Genomic DNA, 16,059 nt, shown 5'->3' on the forward strand with positions numbered 1-16,059 from the left:
AAAAAAATAGATGAATATATTCATAAGTCTGATATCCATGGAAAAGGTAGAAATTCGGGGAAATGCTTATTATGGTTTCAAATGATGGTAGTAAAAAACTTGAATTTATAGGAGGAATTATATGGCTACAATAGATAAATATTTTAAAATAAGTTCTGCAGACAATGGACAATGGCTTGGAAATGGTGAAATAACTTTCATATCCGATGAAAGTGGCGTAGATCAAATTTGGAAAACCAAAATAGGTGATGAACCGGTACAGCTTACTTTTTTAAAAGAGCGCATTTGGAAACATATGGTTGCACCCAATGGGAAAGATATATTTTTTACCATGGATAGCGGAGGAAATGAACAAGAACAAATTTATATGTTAAAACATGGCGAAACAGAAGCAATAAACTTAACAAATAATGATAAGGCTCGTTATTCATTTGGCGGCGTAAAACCCGATGGCAAAACTATAGTGTATGCATCTACCGAAAGGAACCCAGCAAATTATGATATATGTCAAATGGATATTACAACAGGAAAAAGGGAAATTATTATAGAAAACAATGATAATTACAATATTCCTGCTGAACTATCCCCTGATGGAAGATATCTTCTTTATAATAAACTTAAAGGGTATTCAAACAACTATCTATGGATGGTTAACACAGAAACAAAAGAAGCGGAAAAAATTGATTTAAGTGGTGAATTTGCGCAGTATACAAATCCCAGATGGACTAGTGATTCAAAAGGTTTTTACCTTATAACCGATGTAAATGCTGAATTTAAATATGTAGCATACTATGATATAGTATTAAAAGAATTGAGGAAGGTATATGAAGAAAATTGGGATGTTGAGGATATAGCTTTATCATATAATGATAAGTATTTAGCAATGGAAATTAATCGTGATGGTTATTCTGTAATTGAAATTTTAAATATCAATACATTAAGATTGGAAAATATACCAAAACCACCAAGAGGAGTTATCAGCTATTATGGACTAAACTGGTCAAAAACGGACAATAGATTATTGTTTTCATTAAGCAGTGGTAACCGCCCAATGGATATTTGGATGCTAGATATGGACAATGATAAGATTGAAAGAATTACTAGTAGGGAAATGGAAGGTATTTGTCCCGACGACTTAATTGAACCTACATTGCATCGTTATATTTCCTTTGATGGTCTTGAAGTTCCATTTTGGTATTATAAAACAAATAAAGGAGATGGAAAGACTCCTGTAATTATTGATATACACGGAGGGCCTGAGGGACAGGAAAGGCCTACATTTAATCCACTTACACAATATCTTATTAGCCAAGGATTTTCTATAATTGGGCCTAATGTTCGTGGCTCTTCAGGTTATGGCAAGAGATATACCCATTTGGACGATATTGAAAAGCGTTTAGATAGCGTTAAAGATATCGAAAGTCTTGTTAATCATTTAATTGGAAAAGGATTGGCACAGAGAGATAAAATTGCAGTTATGGGTGCAAGCTATGGTGGATATATGACCCTTTCTTCCCTTACTGAGTATCCAGATTTATGGGCTGCAGGCGTTGATACCGTTGGCATGTCGAATCTAGAAACTTTTCTAGAAAATACAGCAGAATACCGTCGTGTTCATCGTGAAAGTGAATATGGTAGTCTTGAACATCATAGGGATATATTACGTGAAGTGTCTCCTATGCACAAGGTCCATAGAATAACCGCTCCACTGATGGTTATTCACGGTGCAAATGACCCACGTGTTCCTGTAAGTGAAGCAGAGCAAATTGTATCAAGCCTTAAAAATCGTAATGTCCCTGTAGAATATCTAAGATATGATAATGAGGGGCATGGTTTAGCAAAAAGAGAAAACCAACTTGATTGCTATCCTAAAGTAGTTAAGTTTTTAAAAAAACATTTAGGAGTTAAAGATAATTGAATATAGAAAAGTTAGTGGTATTAGTAAATAGCTTTTTACTAATACCACTTATTTTTACCCTATTTCGTATAATTATCAAAATATCCTTGTATATATACAATAGGTGTACCCTTATCCCCACTTCCTGAAGTTAAATCGGAAAGGGAACCTATAAGGTCTGTAAGCCTTCTAGGGGTAGTACCTTGTGTCTCCATAGTACCTACAAGGTTTGATTCTTTGTTTTTAATATATTCAGAAATAGCTTTTTTAAGCTCTTCTCCTTTTAAATGGGCAAAGTCGTTATCGGCTAGATACTTTAGTTTAATTTCATTTGGTGTGCCTTCAAGTCCTTTAGTATAGGCTGGAGATACTACAGGGTCAGCTAGTTCCCAAATCTTACCTATAGGGTCTTTAAAAGCACCATCGCCGTAAATCATAACTTCAACAGTTTTCCCAGTTTTCTCTTTAAGCATAGATTGAATCTTATCCACAATAGGTTGACAGTCTCGTGGGAACAGTTTTACCTTTTCTTCTGTGGCTTTATTTGAACCTAAAAGACCATAGTTTTCGTTATAACCGCTACCTTCAATAGATTTAGTCAAAATATCATCAAGACTATAAATTTTTTCACCACCATTTGCTTTCAAAATCTTCTTTGTTCTAAATCTCGTATGAACATCACAGGTAAGGACATTTTTTGTGTAATTTAATATGGTCTTAGGATTATTTGAGAATATTATTTTACATTCAGTATCATGTTCTTCTATTATAGATTTATAATAATCAATATAGTCAACACCAGTAAAAGGGTGTTTATTGTATCCAAAAAGTTTTCTAAATTCATTTTCTGTTAAAACATCTGTCCAAGGATTAATACCTTTATCATCTAGTTCATCTATGGACACTAGAGGATTACCTACTTCATCTGAAGGATATTGAAGCATTAAGATTATCTTTTTAGCTTCCTTCGCAATACCATGAAGACAAGTAGCAAAACGATTACGACTTAGAATGGGAAATATTACCCCGATAGTCTCCTCTCCAAATTTTGAAACTATATCTTTAGAAATATCATCAATGCTTGCATAGTTTCCTTGAGTACGAGCGACTACAGATTCAGTTATAGATACGATATCTTTATCGTTAATAGGAAAACCTTCTACTTTCGAAGCTTTTAGTACAGTGTCTACAACGATTTCAGCAATATTATCCCCTTCTTTCATAATTGGAGAAAGAAGTCCCCTAGCAACAGTTCCAACCATCCTTTCCATTTCAATCTCTCCTCTAAATTTATTTTGAGAAGCAAAAATACCCTCTCACTTGTAATATACGCTATTATATGATATAAGTAAAATAAATATATACGATATGAGCTATAAGGGGGGCTTATATGTCAATTAGATTAGATTTATATAAAATATTTAGTGAAGTAGTCAAATATGGAAGCTTTTCCAAAGCTGCAAAATCCCTATATATGACCCAACCAGCTGTCAGTCAAGCAATTATGCAGCTTGAATCTGAACTAGAGGTACGTTTATTTACACGAACCCCTAGAGGAGTAGTACTTACAAATGAGGGACAGATATTAGTTGAATATGCAAACTCTGCTATTAATCTAATTAATGTAGGGGAAAAAAAAGTGATGGAGTCCAAAAACCTTATGACAGGAGAACTGAGAATAGGGGTTGGGGATACTATATCACGTTATTTCTTATTGGCCTTTTTAGAAAAATTCCATAATCTATATCCAAATATTAAATTAAAGATTGTAAATCGTACAACCTTAGAACTATGTAATCTACTTAAATCAGGGAGAGTTGATATTTCAATTTGCAATTTACCCATTAAGGATTCTGCATTGGAGATAATAAAGTTAATGGATATTCATGATATATTTGTCTGTGGAGAAAAATATATAGACAACATTCCTATGCCTTTAAGCTTTAAGGAAATATCGGAGCTACCACTGATATTACTTGAACCTAAGTCAAACTCAAGACAATATGTAGAAAAATATTTATTATCAAAAGGAGTTAAAATAGAGCCTGAAATTGAACTAGGTTCCCATGATTTATTATTGGAATTTGCGAGGATTAATCTAGGTATATCCTGTGTTGTGAAAGAATTCTCCAATAAATATTTACAAAGTAGATTGGTATATGAATTGAAATTATCTGAAGAAATGCCCAAAAGAGCCATTGGAGTTTGTTTCTTAAAAACTGTATCTTTATCCCCTGCTGCAAAAAAATTTGTTCAGGATTTGGAAGGTAGATAAAGGTATATAGAAATTGAATAAGCTATCAAAGCATAGAGTAATATTGATAAAGATATATAATTATACTACATTTAATATATTGGAAACTATAGATCTAAAAAAATATTATGGAGAAGAACCTAATAGTACAAAAGGGCTAATTTCTTGCAATTGTAGGAACTTCTGGGTCAGGAAAATCTACTTTGCTAAATATGTTAGGGGGGTTAGATAATCTTACTTCAGGAAAAGTGATTGTAACTGGACAGGATATTTCTCAATTGTCTGATGAAGAGTTGACCATTTTGAAAAAGTACCTAAGAATAAAGGGATTTAGAAAAGTATGTAGAATGGCATATGGTAACAGCTGGTAAAAGGGTGATTAGATTATGGTTAAAGGTCCCATTCTTATGCCAATCAAGTTTTAAGTGTAATTAAATTGTATTTCAAAGATGTATTGAATAGAAATGACATAGTATATAATTTACCTAGACCAAAAAAAGAAAACAAACTGCCAGAAATATTAAGTAAAGAAGAAGCAAGTAGAATATTAAGGCATTCATTTGCCATCCATTACTAGAAAGTGGAGCTGATATTAGATATATTTTAATAAAAATGATTTATTTGAGGGGGTGGTTAATGGAATAGGAGCTATTATAGTATGATATTTCCGAACCTTAATTCGGAAATATAGTCAGCATTGGAGGTATTCCTGAATTGAGGTTCGATAATACTTGCAACAGTTATTTATATATTTCTTCATGAATTAGGGCATACAATAATTGCAGGAATGCTTATGCCGGTTATTATATGTATACTTAATTTATTGTTTGTTTTTAACAGAAAAGTGCAAAATTTATTTTACAGTTGTGTCTCAATGTTTTTCACCATCATAATAGCTTTCTCTATTTTTGCCTGGATCATGGTACCAATAATAAGTATGTTTTCTACACCTCTAACAGGTGATGATGTTACTGAATTTTTGATAAATTCTAAATTGAATCCATTAACAATATTTTTACGCTTCAGGCGTGCTCATAGGTCATGTCTGCAAAACCGTCTCACCGGGCTTACATCACTAAAGGGAAGGGCTCTGCGGGGCCCGTTCGTCGGTTCCTTAAAAACAAACCGTTAGCTCAAATATTCAATGATGTTGAGTATAGGAGGTTAAAATGAACCAAAATAAGAATGAATTCCTACCATCTATTCTTAATGTAATAGCAGGAATCGGAGTTTTTATTATCAGCTTTTTAGTGGAAATCAGGGTTCCTATATCCACAGAGGTTGCAAAATTTCTGGGGCTTTTTATAGTGTCTGTGGGAATTACCCTTGTTATCTGGTCTGCGATGCATATAAAAGAGGCATTTTTTGGAGAGGTTGAACCGAAATTGGATGTATTAGTAAAGAACGGACCGTACAGGTTTATTCGCCATCCAGTGTATCTTGGAATGACTATTGCTTTTACAGGGCTTCCTATCGCTCTTAGAAGCTGGTTAGGACTAATTGGCGTGTTTTTCCTGTTTCTTCCTAGTGAAATTTATCGTGCAAAGTTAGAAGAGAAGGCTTTGAAAAGCAAGTTTGGGAGCGAATGGGAAGACTATACAGCTCAGACAGGTTTCATGCTACCATATGTGAGGAAATAAGGGGGGATAAAATTTCATAGTTGATACTTCTGCTAACAGAGTGTTTTCGACATCCTGTTTTCAAGGATAAATACGGTTTAATTTCTTGTATCAAAATAAATGTTTATTGACGGACGTCATAAACACTCGGGAAGTTAGTTACAATTCTTGTGTAAAATGTAATAAACAAAAAAGAAGAGTTGTTAGAGGGGAAAATGGTAATTGAGAATATAAATTTTACACCAAAAGCTTTTGAGTTAATTAAATATGCTGATGATATAGCAAAAAGAATATCAGAACTTTATGAGGAACATGGTCAAATATTTGTTAATGTCGATTATAGCATCCCTGCGAGATATGATTGTCAACCTAAATGGTGAATTTATTATTAATTGCACTGAAGATATATCAATAAGAAAGGTTAGAGATAAAGATAAGGATGCAAAGAATACCTAGAAGAATATAAAAATTACAAAATATCTTATGGAAACAAAATAGAAATAACAGGCAACTATGTTGCAAGGAAGGAGAAATTACAAGTGGAGAATATTATAAACTATGTAAGCCATGAACTTATTGCCCTAAAGCCTGATGATGGAAAACATAAAACTAGTGACGTGAGAAAACTTGCATCTAGAGTTTATAAGTTGATAGAGAATAAATCATTTGAAAGCAAGCTTGAAATATGTGAAAGCTTATTAGAGCAGAAAACATGGGCAATGGGTGTGATTGCGTATGACATAGCTTTTAGAGAAAGAAAAAATTATACATATCATATATTTGACAGATTTGAAAGATGGTTAATTAATTATGTAAGAGGATGGGGAGATTGCGATGATTTCTGTACACATGCATTTGGAGCTTTATTAGCAGAGTATAATGATCTATTTGATAAAATACTCGCATGGTGTGATAGACCAGAATTTTGGATGAGAAGAGCGGCAGCGGTCATTTTAATATACCCAATAAACAAGGGGATGAGTAAACAATTACATCCATTTATGATTTCAGATGCGCTAATGTGTGACGAAAATGATTTGGTTTTAAAGGGATATGGATGGATGCTTAAAGTTTATGGTAGCAAAGAGCCAGTTCAATTGAAAAAATATCTATCTGAAAATGTAAAAAGGATGCCTAGGATTTCATTCAGATATGCACTAGAAAAACTTGATGAAGAGACAAGAAGAAAGTTAATGCAAAAATAATTAAGATGCGTTGATTAATACATGAAGGGTGTATTTTACCATTGGATGTTTCTATGGGTTCCATCGCCTAACACCATATTATGGTAATTCCTCATGTTCTAATACATTTTGATAGATTTTATTTACTTTCTGCGAAGTATTAAGTGAAAAGGTAAGTAAAATGCAGAGTGGGACAGAGAGAACCGTCCCTGCTGTCCCATTATTCTTCCACCCCATACTTCATCTTATAATAATATATAGCCAATTGAGTCCTATCCCGTAGGGAGAGTTTGTCCAGCATGTTAGAAATATAGTTTCTAACAGTTCCTTCACTTAAGAATAATTTCTCAGCAATTTCTCTATTATTTAATCCCTCTGCTACCAAAAGTAAAATATCAAATTCCCGTTCAGATAAATCTATATCTATATCATCTTTTTTAGAGTATTTTTTAATATTGGATACAATTTTTGAATCAAAGACTAAATTTCCAGAATAGACTGCATTTATAGCAGGGATAATTCCTTTGATATTTTGTTTTAATATATAACCTTTGCAACCTAAGGAAAGGGCTGCGCCGATATATTCATCATCTTGGAAGGTGGTAATCAATAGTATCTTAGCATTCGAATCTATTTTTAATACTTCCTTAGTTGCATCTATTCCGCTCATCTTTTCCATTCTTATATCCATAAGGATTAAATCAGGTCGATGTTTATCATAAAGTTTTACAGCTTGATGGCCATCATAACCTACAGCCAATATTTCTATTCCATTGGCGTCTATTATGGTCTTTAAGGATTCTACCACTAGAGGGTCATCATCTATAATTATTATATTCATATATATTATCCTTTCATTAAAGTTAGATGAATTTTGAAACCTTCATCAAATTTATAATTTACAAAGCCATTGTATTTATAGGCTATTTCTTTAATGGCAATAAGACCAATACCCTTAGTAGACAATAGAATCTTTCCATTAAAATTGGTTCCATTATCTTTTATTATTATTGTATAAAATTTTGGTTGCTCTAGTACGGTTATTTTTAACTTTGTTGCATTAGAATGTTTAACACTATTTGTAATGCCTTCTCTTATAACCGACAGAATATCGAATTTTAAACCATAGCTTAAATCATCTTCAATTTTGTATATAAATTCTACGTCTATGGAGGGTATTTCACTACATAGTTTCTCGATTTGACTTTCCAAATCCAAGGATTCATTATATAGATTATGGATACTCTTTCTAATATCCTCCATTCCGTTTTTTAAAGTATCTTGGAGAATATCTAAGTTTTTTAACATCTTATCTTCAGTAGATATAATTTTTAAAGCCTCTACCTGCAATATACTGCTACTTATCCCATGGCCTATTGAATCATGAAGCTCTCTTGCAATCCTATTTCTCTCTGTAAGTATGGCAATTTGAATATTCTTTTCCCGATCTATTTTCAATTGTTCATTATACTTTTGTAAATATAGGGTGTCTTCTTTTAATTCATCTCTTACTATCTTGTTTTCGTCTAAAAGAATATTATGTTTTTTTGTCATGGCTGCAAGATGAACTGAGATGATTGAGATAAAGAAGTTCATTGGGGAAAAATCCATTAACATTAAAGCTAGAGTAAATAAAGTATATATGCCAAAATCAAAATACATATTGTATAAGATTAGAGGTAAATAAAATAGGAATAAAGTATTGGAAAAACATAGTATTAAAAATAAAATGTAGATAATTATTTTTACTCCTTTTTTATCGAATAAATCCAAAGCTAGAGAAAAGATAATACTTGTAAGAAAGTAAAAAGCCAAATTTCCATCAGGATTGATATTGTAAGTATTATATAAACAGAATAATAGAACCAAGGATTTTTCCCAAAGTTTTCTCATTTTAGTTCCTCCTAAAAAATTGAAAGACTACTAAATATATTTATATTTAAATTATACTAGCATTTGCCAACAAATACAATTTCAGTTATGACAAATGTCATATAAAATCATAACTTTATACACTACAATAGTAGGATTTTAAATCATATAATGGTCTTACAATGATATATGGGAGTGATGTAGATGGTAGTAAAGGTGAATAATTTAGTAAAGAGATATAAGGAATTAATTGCTCTTGATCATTTCAATATGGAAGTAGAAGAAGGGGAAATTATAGGACTTTTAGGGCCGAATGGTTGTGGGAAGACTACAGCTATAAATTGTATATTATCCTTACTAAGCTTTGATAAAGGGGAGATAGAAGTTTTTGGGAAAAAGATGACCCCTAATTCTTATAATATAAAGCAACAAATAGGATTAGTACCTCAAGAGGTTTCCGTTTTTGAAAATTTAACGGTGAGGGAAAATATAGATTACTTTTGTGGGTTATATGTGGATGATAAGAATTTAAGAAAAAAATATGTAGATGAAGCAATAGAATTTGTTGGTCTAAAGGATTTTATAAAATTTTATCCTAAAAAATTAAGCGGTGGTTTAAAGAGAAGACTGAATATCGCTTGTGGGATTGCTCATAAGCCTAAGTTAATATTTTTAGATGAACCTACCGTTGCAGTAGATGCCCAAAGTAGAAACTTTATCTTAAATGGAATAAAAGAACTAAATAGAGAAGGTAGCACTATTATATATACAACCCATTATTTAGAAGAAGCAGAAATGTTATGTAAGAGAATCATTATCATGGATAATGGGAAGGATTTGGTTTCGGGGACCAAAGAAGAACTAAAATCCATGATAACCACTTCAGAAAAGATAGTAGTTGGATTTTCCACTATCCAAGATGAGGTAGTTTTAAGGATGAAAAACCTGCCCCATGTAATCGATATAGAAAGAGATGGGGTGGACTACATTATAAAATTTGAAAATGGTCTCAACAACTTAACCAATCTTTTGGATTTTATTAAGGAAAAGGACCTAACCTATACCAAGCTTCACAGTCAATTACCTACATTGAATGATGTATTCTTGGAGTTAACAGGAAAGGAGCTTAGGGATTAATATGAGAAATCTATTTAGAAATTGTTTATATCAAGGGAAAAATTTATTTAGGGATTTTGGATTTTCATTTTGGAGCTTAGTATATCCATTAATTATATCTATTTTTTTCTATGTGGCCTTTAGTGGCATGATGAATATAGAGTTAAAAAATATTGATGTAGGGATAGAAGAAGGGAATGGAATTGGATATATATTAGAAGAAATTGAAATATTAAACATTCATAAAATTTCTAAGGACCAAGCCATAGAAAAGGTAAGCAATGATGAGATACATGGTTTTATAGATGAGGACTTAAATCTAATGGTAAAAAAATCTGGCATAAATCAAACTATAATAAAAGAAATAATTGAACAGATAAAGCAGATGGAAAGACTAAGTAGGCCTATTGAAAATTATGATTTTGACGTAGATTATATATTGGATAGGAATCAGAATGCAAATCCAATAATTGTTACTTTTTATTCATTAATTGCTATGGTTTCTACCTATGGAGCCTTTGCTGGAATTACAACAGTTAGCTTAATTCAAGCTAATTTATCTAATATAGGTGCAAGAATTAATATTACTCCATTAAAAAAATATAATTTTCTAATAGCAGGAGTTATAGTTGCATTAGCATTGAATCTATTCGCCAATGGGATACTATTTATCTTTATTAAATATGCTTTAAAAATTCAACTATTTAATGAGACTAAATATAGTAGTATTTTCATAATATTAGGCAATCTATTTGGAACTGCCCTTGGAATATTTATTGGTGCCTCCAATAATAGAAATCACAATGTAAAAACTTTAATGGCTGTAGCAACTACTTTAATTTTATCCTTTTTAACAGGCATGATGGGTCCCCATATTAAGATAATGTTAGATAAAAACATCCCTATTTTAGGTAGAATTAATCCAATCTCCATTATAAGCAATAATCTATATAGGATAAACTTATTGGAAAGCACTAAAAGTGCCAGAGAAGGCATTATAATTTTAGCTATATATTCTGTAGCCTTAATATTCACATCCTATATATTTTTAAGGAGGCGAAACTATGATAGTATATAAGTATTTTATTAAAATAGCCTTGAGAAACAAATGGGCAATCCTATCTTATACTATAGTATTCTTCATTTTATCAATTATAAATGGTTACAATTCTACTGGAAGAGAAACAAGTTTTATAGAGACTAAGTTGAATATTGGAATAATAGATAATAATAATAGCCAACTATCCAATAGTTTAAAGGATTATTTAAGAGAGAAGAACCATATAGTAGATGTTGTTCAAGATGAGGAATCTATTAAAGAGCAAATCTTTTTGGAAGTAGCAGATGCTATAATAGTAATTCCTGAGGATTTTGAAAAAAAGGTAATAAATAAGGAAAAAGCAGTTGAAGTCTATAGGGATGATAGGAAGATTGAATCCATGCAAATTGAAACTCAACTCAATAAATTTTTTATCTTTCTTAATGCGACTTATAAAGAGGGTAAATTTGACTTAGATGGCATAAATACAGCATTAAATGAGAAAATCCATGTGGAATTAATCAAAGATGGTGGCAAAGTAAGAAATTATGGTGCTAATGAATGGTTTAGATCTTATTTCAATTTTACGGGTTATGTAATCATAGCCACTTATATTGCAGTAATGGGCTTGGTAATGTCAGATTTTACGGATCTCAATATTGAAAATAGAAGAAAAATATCCTCAAAGAGATTTTTAAAGTTTAATAGGGAGATGTATTTTGGACAATTGACATTAGCTAGTATTATCACATTAATTTTTATTCTAGGAAGTATCGTTTTAAAGGGAAAATATATAAGAGAAGTGAATTTTGGCATGTATGTAATTAATACTATAGTTTTTTCCTTTTCAATTTTATGTCTTACATTTTTAGTTAATAATATTACTAGGAATAAATATGTAATAAATAGTATATCTACAGTATTATCCCTAGGCACTTCTTTTATATCAGGTGTAATGGTACCTCAACAGTTTTTAAGCAAGAAGGTTTTAACCATAGCAAAATTCTTTCCAACCTATTATTTTGTTAGAATAAATGATATGCAAGCTAGTTCATTTTTAGATATAAGGTATGAAATTTTTATGGAAATTTTGTTTGCCATAGCTTTTCTCTTTATGGGATTATATTTTTCTAAAACAGCTCAGAAGGTTTAGATTTTGGATATTTAAATTTCTAAATTATAATAGTACAATATGTAATGAAAATTGCATAGCTCCTTCAGGGAACATTCTTTGAAGGAGCTATTATTAATATTTTTTACAAATATTTTTTTGTCATTGGGTACTTAATGTTAATATTAGTGAATCCTTTTATATGATTCATAGTAGTTATTTCATAATCATAACAGAAGATGCTTTAACTAGGGCGGTAACATTATCTCCAATGTTCAAATTTAGGTTATTGGCGGATGTAGTAGTAATGGAAGCTGCCATTGCCTGACCGCCAACATCTAATACAACTTCTGTAGATACAGGCCCTTTGATTATATCTTTAATTGTAGCATCTAATTGATTTCTTGCTGATATTTGCATTTAAAAACCTCCATATAAAGTAGTTTAGATTAGTTTAAGCAATTTAGTAGATAATATGCAAAGATTAACCAAAACAATAAAACAAATATACGAAATGAGGGGTCTTAATTGTTATATAGGCTTTTTCTCATGGGCTTACAAAGTTGAGCTTTGTATATATTTTGATATAATATATTAAACTATGTTTAGATAATTTAAGAAGGTGGGCAATTTGTCAAAAGTAAAGACCAATGCAATGCGTATTCTTGACACTAATAATGTAGAATACAAAATAATCATTTATGATGGTAAAGATGGTAGAATAGATGGAATTTCTGTTGCTAAAAAGATTGGGAAAGACCTAAAGTCTGTATTTAAGACCTTAGTAGCTCAAGGAAATAGTGGAGGACTATATGTATTTATTATTCCTGTAGCAGAAGAATTAGATCTTAAGAAAGCTGCAAAAGTCTCTGGAGAAAAAAAGATTGAAATGATACCTGTAAAGGATATTACCAAGCATACTGGATATATTAGAGGAGGTTGTTCACCAATAGGTATGAAAAAGGATTATCCTACTTTTATAGATAAATCTGCTTTTAGCCTAGAAACAATAATTATAAGTGGAGGTAAAATTGGGGTTCAGATTGAATTAAGCCCAGAAGAATTGCAGAATATTACCAGAGCAGTAATAGATGTATTAGTAAAATAACATAGTTAAATATTGATAAAGTAGCCTAATTATTAGAAATTAAGCTACTTTATTTTTTAAGAATAATTTTAATGGGTATTTGAATATTAGATAATTGAAATAATATATATTAGTAGGATATTGGAGAGGAGATATAAAAGGTGGATTATAATAAGCAAGTAAATGAAATAGTAAAATATTTCAAAAGCCATGAAAAAATTGAAGAAGACTTTAAAATTGGAATAGAATTTGAACATTTTGTAATAGATAAAGATACTTTACAAACTATTTCTTATTACGGTAAAGATGGTGTAGAAGAGACTTTAAAGGAATTAGAAACTCAAGGATGGGAAGGCAGTTATGAAGGAGATTATTTGTTAGGACTTAATAGCAACAATAAAGTAATAACTCTTGAACCAGGAAGTCAATTAGAGTTTAGTGTAAAACCACAAAAGAATATTGAGGAGATAGAAAGGGAATATTTGGGTTTTCTTCAACAGATAATACCAATTTTAGAAAGAAAAAACCAAGGATTGATTGCTATTGGCTATCATCCAGAAACTAGAATCAATGATATTAAAATTTTACCAAAGAAGCGATATAGCTATATGTTTGAATATTTTAAGAATAAAGGAATCCATGCCCATAATATGATGAAGGGTACAGCCTCATTACAAGTAGCTGTGGATTATAAATCAGAGGAAGATTATATTAAAAAGTTCAAAATAGCCAATGCACTATCACCTGTATTATATGCTATGTTTGATAATGGATTTTATTTTGAAGGACAAAGGTGGAATAAACATAATTTAAGAGCTTATATTTGGGAAAATTGTGATAGGGATAGGTCTGGTATAGTAAAAGGTGTTTTTGACAAGGATTTTGGTTATGAAAAATATGCAGAATATATTTTAAATGGTCCTCCTATTTTTATGGATGATGGGAAGAATATGTATTCCACTGGAAATAAATTAGTTAAAGAAATTTTCAATCCGGAAAATTATTCAATTGAAGAGTTAGAACATATGCTCACTATGTTTTTTCCAGATGTAAGAACAAAAAAATATATAGAAATACGTATGATAGATGCTATACCTTACCCTTTAAACCTTGCTGCAGTTGCTTTATTAAAAGGAATATTATATGATAAAAATAATTTAAATAAAGTATATGAGCATATTAAGGATTTAACTATTGATGATGTTGAAAAGACAAAAATAAGCATTTTTAACAAGGGTATAGATGGTAAATTCAAAGATAAATCCATATATGAAATAGGAAAGATGATTATGGAAATAGCAAAGGCTGGTTTAAATTCAGATGAATTAAGATATATTCTACCTTTAGAAAAAATGATAATGGAAAAAAAGAATCCTTATGAAATAATAAGAGAAAAAGAATATCTAGGGAAAAAAGAATCAATAAATTGGTGTATATTAAACCATTTAGTGGAGGGGAATGAGCATGGACGGGTTGAGTTTAACTAAAGAATATATAGATTTAATAAAGGAAAACCCCGAAAAATACTATAAAGACTATATAAGAACAGTGGAAAAAGTAGAAAATTCCAATGCAAAATATAAAGGAAAGCCTATACCTTTTCTATACCAGCCAATGTTTTTTACTGAAGAGGATATTGAAACTTTTCATAGAATAGGTGACATTTTAATATCTATAGCCAATAAAGTCACAAATAATTATTTAGAATCATCCCAATATAGGAAAAAATTCAAATATCCAAAATTGCTGGAAGAACTTATATTGGTAGATCCAGGTTATGATATAAATATTCCCATAGGAAGGTTCGATCTTTTCTACGGGGGAGGAGATAAATTTAAATTTATTGAAGTAAATACAGATGGTACTTCAGGTATGAACGAAGATAATATTTTTTCCAATATATTGTTAGAAACTAAATCCATGGAAAAGATGAAAGAGAAGTATCAAATTTCATACTTTGAATTAATTGATAGCTGGGTTGAGGAAAGTCTAAGGATATACAGTAGATTTGATAAAAAGGTTGATAATCCTAATATAGCAATTGTAGATTTTAAAGAAAGTGGAATAACAGCTGAGTTTGAAACTTTTAAAAAGGCTTATATAAAGAAAGGTTATAATGCAGTTATTGTAGATCCTAGGGATTTAAGGTATATAGATGGTAAACTATATTATGAAGGTATGAGAATAGATCTTATATATAGAAGAATAGTAACCGTAGAATTTATGGAAAAATCCAATGAAATACCTGATTTAATAAAGGCTTATAAAGATGGAACTGTTTGTGTTATTGGTTCTCTTAGATCTCAAATAATGCATAATAAAATAATATTTAAGATACTTCACGACAAAGATACTTTATCATTCTTATCAGAAGAAGAAAGAAAACTCATTAAAAAGCATGTGCCTATTACTGAGGAATTTGGTGGAGATGAAAAGATATTTAAGAAAGTTTTAAATAATAAGGACAAATATATAATAAAACCAATAGATTCTTTTGCCTCCAAAGGAGTCAATGCTGGTAGGGATTTTTCTTTTGATGAGTGGAAGGAAATACTTACGAATTGTTGGAATAAGGACTACCTATTCCAAGAATTCATTGACCCTTTTACTAGACCTTTTATTCAATTTGAAGATGGGAAACCCAAGGTTAGAGATTTTAAGCTTAACATTGGGGTTTATATGTATAATGAGAAATTTGCTGGAGTATATACTAGAATAAGTAGAGAAAACATAATATTTGGGAGAGAAGGCTATTTTTCTATACCAAATATGTTAATCAAACCAAAGGCGTTTTAGCATAATTATGCTAAAATGCCTTTAAATTGATTATATGGATGCAAAAACCTAATATCCTTCAAGCTGGCTATATTGACAATTGTT

16 protein-coding genes and 1 pseudogene are annotated in these 16,059 nt (G+C 30.7%); 13 read left to right on the plus strand and 4 right to left on the minus strand.

All coding sequences use genetic code 11. The features are described 5' to 3' along the window. Positions 1 to 121: 121 nt before the first annotated feature. Positions 122 to 1,918 (plus strand): S9 family peptidase, encoded by a 1,797-nt coding sequence (locus C3E90_RS09325; RefSeq protein WP_236915370.1) that lies wholly within the window; start codon positions 122 to 124, stop codon positions 1,916 to 1,918. 59 nt (positions 1,919 to 1,977) lie between these two features. On the opposite strand, the gene C3E90_RS09330 is transcribed toward C3E90_RS09325, so the two are convergent. Continuing rightward, a complete protein-coding gene (locus C3E90_RS09330) occupies positions 1,978 to 3,168 on the minus strand; it encodes a coenzyme F420-0:L-glutamate ligase (protein WP_236915371.1) in 1,191 nt (396 codons plus the stop codon). 119 nt (positions 3,169 to 3,287) lie between these two features. On the opposite strand from C3E90_RS09330, the gene C3E90_RS09335 reads away from it, so the two are divergent. The 6 genes and pseudogenes from C3E90_RS09335 (at position 3,288) to C3E90_RS09360 (ending at position 6,975) form a co-directional block, all read left to right on the plus strand. After that, positions 3,288 to 4,172: a LysR family transcriptional regulator gene (locus C3E90_RS09335; protein ID WP_236915372.1), complete on the plus strand. Its 885-nt coding sequence runs from the start codon at positions 3,288 to 3,290 to the stop codon at positions 4,170 to 4,172. Positions 4,173 to 4,224: 52 nt separating this feature from the next. Beyond that, a pseudogene (locus tag C3E90_RS09340) lies at positions 4,225 to 4,462 on the plus strand (ATP-binding cassette domain-containing protein); the annotation flags it as partial. A 125-nt stretch (positions 4,463 to 4,587) separates the two neighbouring features. Further along, the gene (locus C3E90_RS09345; protein WP_236915373.1) at positions 4,588 to 4,728 is read left to right on the plus strand and encodes a hypothetical protein; all 141 of its coding nucleotides are present in this window, start codon (positions 4,588 to 4,590) and stop codon (positions 4,726 to 4,728) included. Positions 4,729 to 5,320: 592 nt separating this feature from the next. Next, positions 5,321 to 5,791, plus strand: a complete 471-nt coding sequence (locus tag C3E90_RS09350; RefSeq protein WP_236915374.1) for a methyltransferase family protein — start codon at positions 5,321 to 5,323, stop codon at positions 5,789 to 5,791. A gap of 194 nt (positions 5,792 to 5,985) precedes the next feature. Beyond that, entirely contained in the window at positions 5,986 to 6,150 is a 165-nt protein-coding gene (locus C3E90_RS09355) for a hypothetical protein (RefSeq protein ID WP_236915375.1), read from the plus strand. A 159-nt stretch (positions 6,151 to 6,309) separates the two neighbouring features. After that, entirely contained in the window at positions 6,310 to 6,975 is a 666-nt protein-coding gene (locus tag C3E90_RS09360; protein ID WP_236915376.1) for a DNA alkylation repair protein, read from the plus strand. A 199-nt stretch (positions 6,976 to 7,174) separates the two neighbouring features. On the opposite strand, the gene C3E90_RS09365 is transcribed toward C3E90_RS09360, so the two are convergent. Both C3E90_RS09365 and C3E90_RS09370 read right to left on the minus strand, forming a co-directional pair. Next, positions 7,175 to 7,795, minus strand: coding sequence for a response regulator transcription factor (locus C3E90_RS09365; protein ID WP_236915377.1), 621 nt, complete (start codon positions 7,793 to 7,795; stop codon positions 7,175 to 7,177). A 5-nt stretch (positions 7,796 to 7,800) separates the two neighbouring features. Beyond that, entirely contained in the window at positions 7,801 to 8,847 is a 1,047-nt protein-coding gene (locus tag C3E90_RS09370; protein ID WP_236915378.1) for a sensor histidine kinase, read from the minus strand. 183 nt (positions 8,848 to 9,030) lie between these two features. Here C3E90_RS09370 and C3E90_RS09375 point away from each other — a divergent pair, with 183 nt between their 5' ends. The 3 genes from C3E90_RS09375 to C3E90_RS09385 are packed head-to-tail and all read left to right on the plus strand — an operon-like array spanning position 9,031 to position 12,134. After that, positions 9,031 to 9,963: an ABC transporter ATP-binding protein gene (locus tag C3E90_RS09375; protein WP_236915379.1), complete on the plus strand. Its 933-nt coding sequence runs from the start codon at positions 9,031 to 9,033 to the stop codon at positions 9,961 to 9,963. Position 9,964: 1 nt separating this feature from the next. Beyond that, on the plus strand, positions 9,965 to 11,020 hold the full coding sequence (locus C3E90_RS09380) for an ABC transporter permease (protein WP_236915380.1): 1,056 nt from the start codon (positions 9,965 to 9,967) through the stop codon (positions 11,018 to 11,020). Then, entirely contained in the window at positions 11,007 to 12,134 is a 1,128-nt protein-coding gene (locus tag C3E90_RS09385) for an ABC transporter permease (protein ID WP_236915381.1), read from the plus strand. The genes C3E90_RS09380 and C3E90_RS09385 overlap by 14 nt, the downstream gene beginning before the upstream one ends. 174 nt (positions 12,135 to 12,308) lie before the next feature. Here the strand turns inward: C3E90_RS09385 and C3E90_RS09390 are convergent, their stop codons facing one another. Continuing rightward, positions 12,309 to 12,512, minus strand: a complete 204-nt coding sequence (locus C3E90_RS09390) for a TOBE domain-containing protein (protein ID WP_236915382.1) — start codon at positions 12,510 to 12,512, stop codon at positions 12,309 to 12,311. Between the two features lie 202 nt (positions 12,513 to 12,714). Between C3E90_RS09390 and ybaK the strand changes: the two genes are divergently transcribed. The 3 genes from ybaK (at position 12,715) to C3E90_RS09405 (ending at position 15,975) form a co-directional block, all read left to right on the plus strand. Beyond that, positions 12,715 to 13,200, plus strand: a complete 486-nt coding sequence (gene ybaK, locus C3E90_RS09395; RefSeq protein WP_442870574.1) for a Cys-tRNA(Pro) deacylase — start codon at positions 12,715 to 12,717, stop codon at positions 13,198 to 13,200. A 140-nt stretch (positions 13,201 to 13,340) separates the two neighbouring features. Further along, a complete protein-coding gene (locus C3E90_RS09400; protein WP_236915383.1) occupies positions 13,341 to 14,666 on the plus strand; it encodes a glutamate--cysteine ligase in 1,326 nt (441 codons plus the stop codon). Beyond that, positions 14,644 to 15,975 carry a circularly permuted type 2 ATP-grasp protein gene (locus tag C3E90_RS09405; RefSeq protein WP_236915384.1) on the plus strand — a complete coding sequence of 444 codons (1,332 nt, stop codon included), beginning with the start codon at positions 14,644 to 14,646 and terminating at the stop codon, positions 15,973 to 15,975. The genes C3E90_RS09400 and C3E90_RS09405 overlap by 23 nt, the downstream gene beginning before the upstream one ends. Positions 15,976 to 16,059 lie beyond the last annotated feature (84 nt).

The organism is Clostridium sp. Cult2, from assembly GCF_021655075.1.
In the GTDB taxonomy this organism is placed as follows: domain Bacteria; phylum Bacillota; class Clostridia; order Tissierellales; family Tepidimicrobiaceae; genus Schnuerera.

Coding starts and splice junctions, on each gene's coding strand:
- C3E90_RS09325 (WP_236915370.1), top strand. CDS start 122: ATGGCTACAATAGATAAATATTTTAAAATAAGTTCTGCAGACAATGGA.
- C3E90_RS09330 (WP_236915371.1), bottom strand. CDS start 3,168: ATGGAAAGGATGGTTGGAACTGTTGCTAGGGGACTTCTTTCTCCAATT.
- C3E90_RS09335 (WP_236915372.1), top strand. CDS start 3,288: ATGTCAATTAGATTAGATTTATATAAAATATTTAGTGAAGTAGTCAAA.
- C3E90_RS09350 (WP_236915374.1), top strand. CDS start 5,321: ATGAACCAAAATAAGAATGAATTCCTACCATCTATTCTTAATGTAATA.
- C3E90_RS09355 (WP_236915375.1), top strand. CDS start 5,986: ATGGTAATTGAGAATATAAATTTTACACCAAAAGCTTTTGAGTTAATT.
- C3E90_RS09365 (WP_236915377.1), bottom strand. CDS start 7,795: ATGAATATAATAATTATAGATGATGACCCTCTAGTGGTAGAATCCTTA.
- C3E90_RS09370 (WP_236915378.1), bottom strand. CDS start 8,847: ATGAGAAAACTTTGGGAAAAATCCTTGGTTCTATTATTCTGTTTATAT.
- C3E90_RS09375 (WP_236915379.1), top strand. CDS start 9,031: ATGGTAGTAAAGGTGAATAATTTAGTAAAGAGATATAAGGAATTAATT.
- C3E90_RS09380 (WP_236915380.1), top strand. CDS start 9,965: ATGAGAAATCTATTTAGAAATTGTTTATATCAAGGGAAAAATTTATTT.
- C3E90_RS09385 (WP_236915381.1), top strand. CDS start 11,007: ATGATAGTATATAAGTATTTTATTAAAATAGCCTTGAGAAACAAATGG.
- C3E90_RS09390 (WP_236915382.1), bottom strand. CDS start 12,512: ATGCAAATATCAGCAAGAAATCAATTAGATGCTACAATTAAAGATATA.
- C3E90_RS09405 (WP_236915384.1), top strand. CDS start 14,644: ATGGACGGGTTGAGTTTAACTAAAGAATATATAGATTTAATAAAGGAA.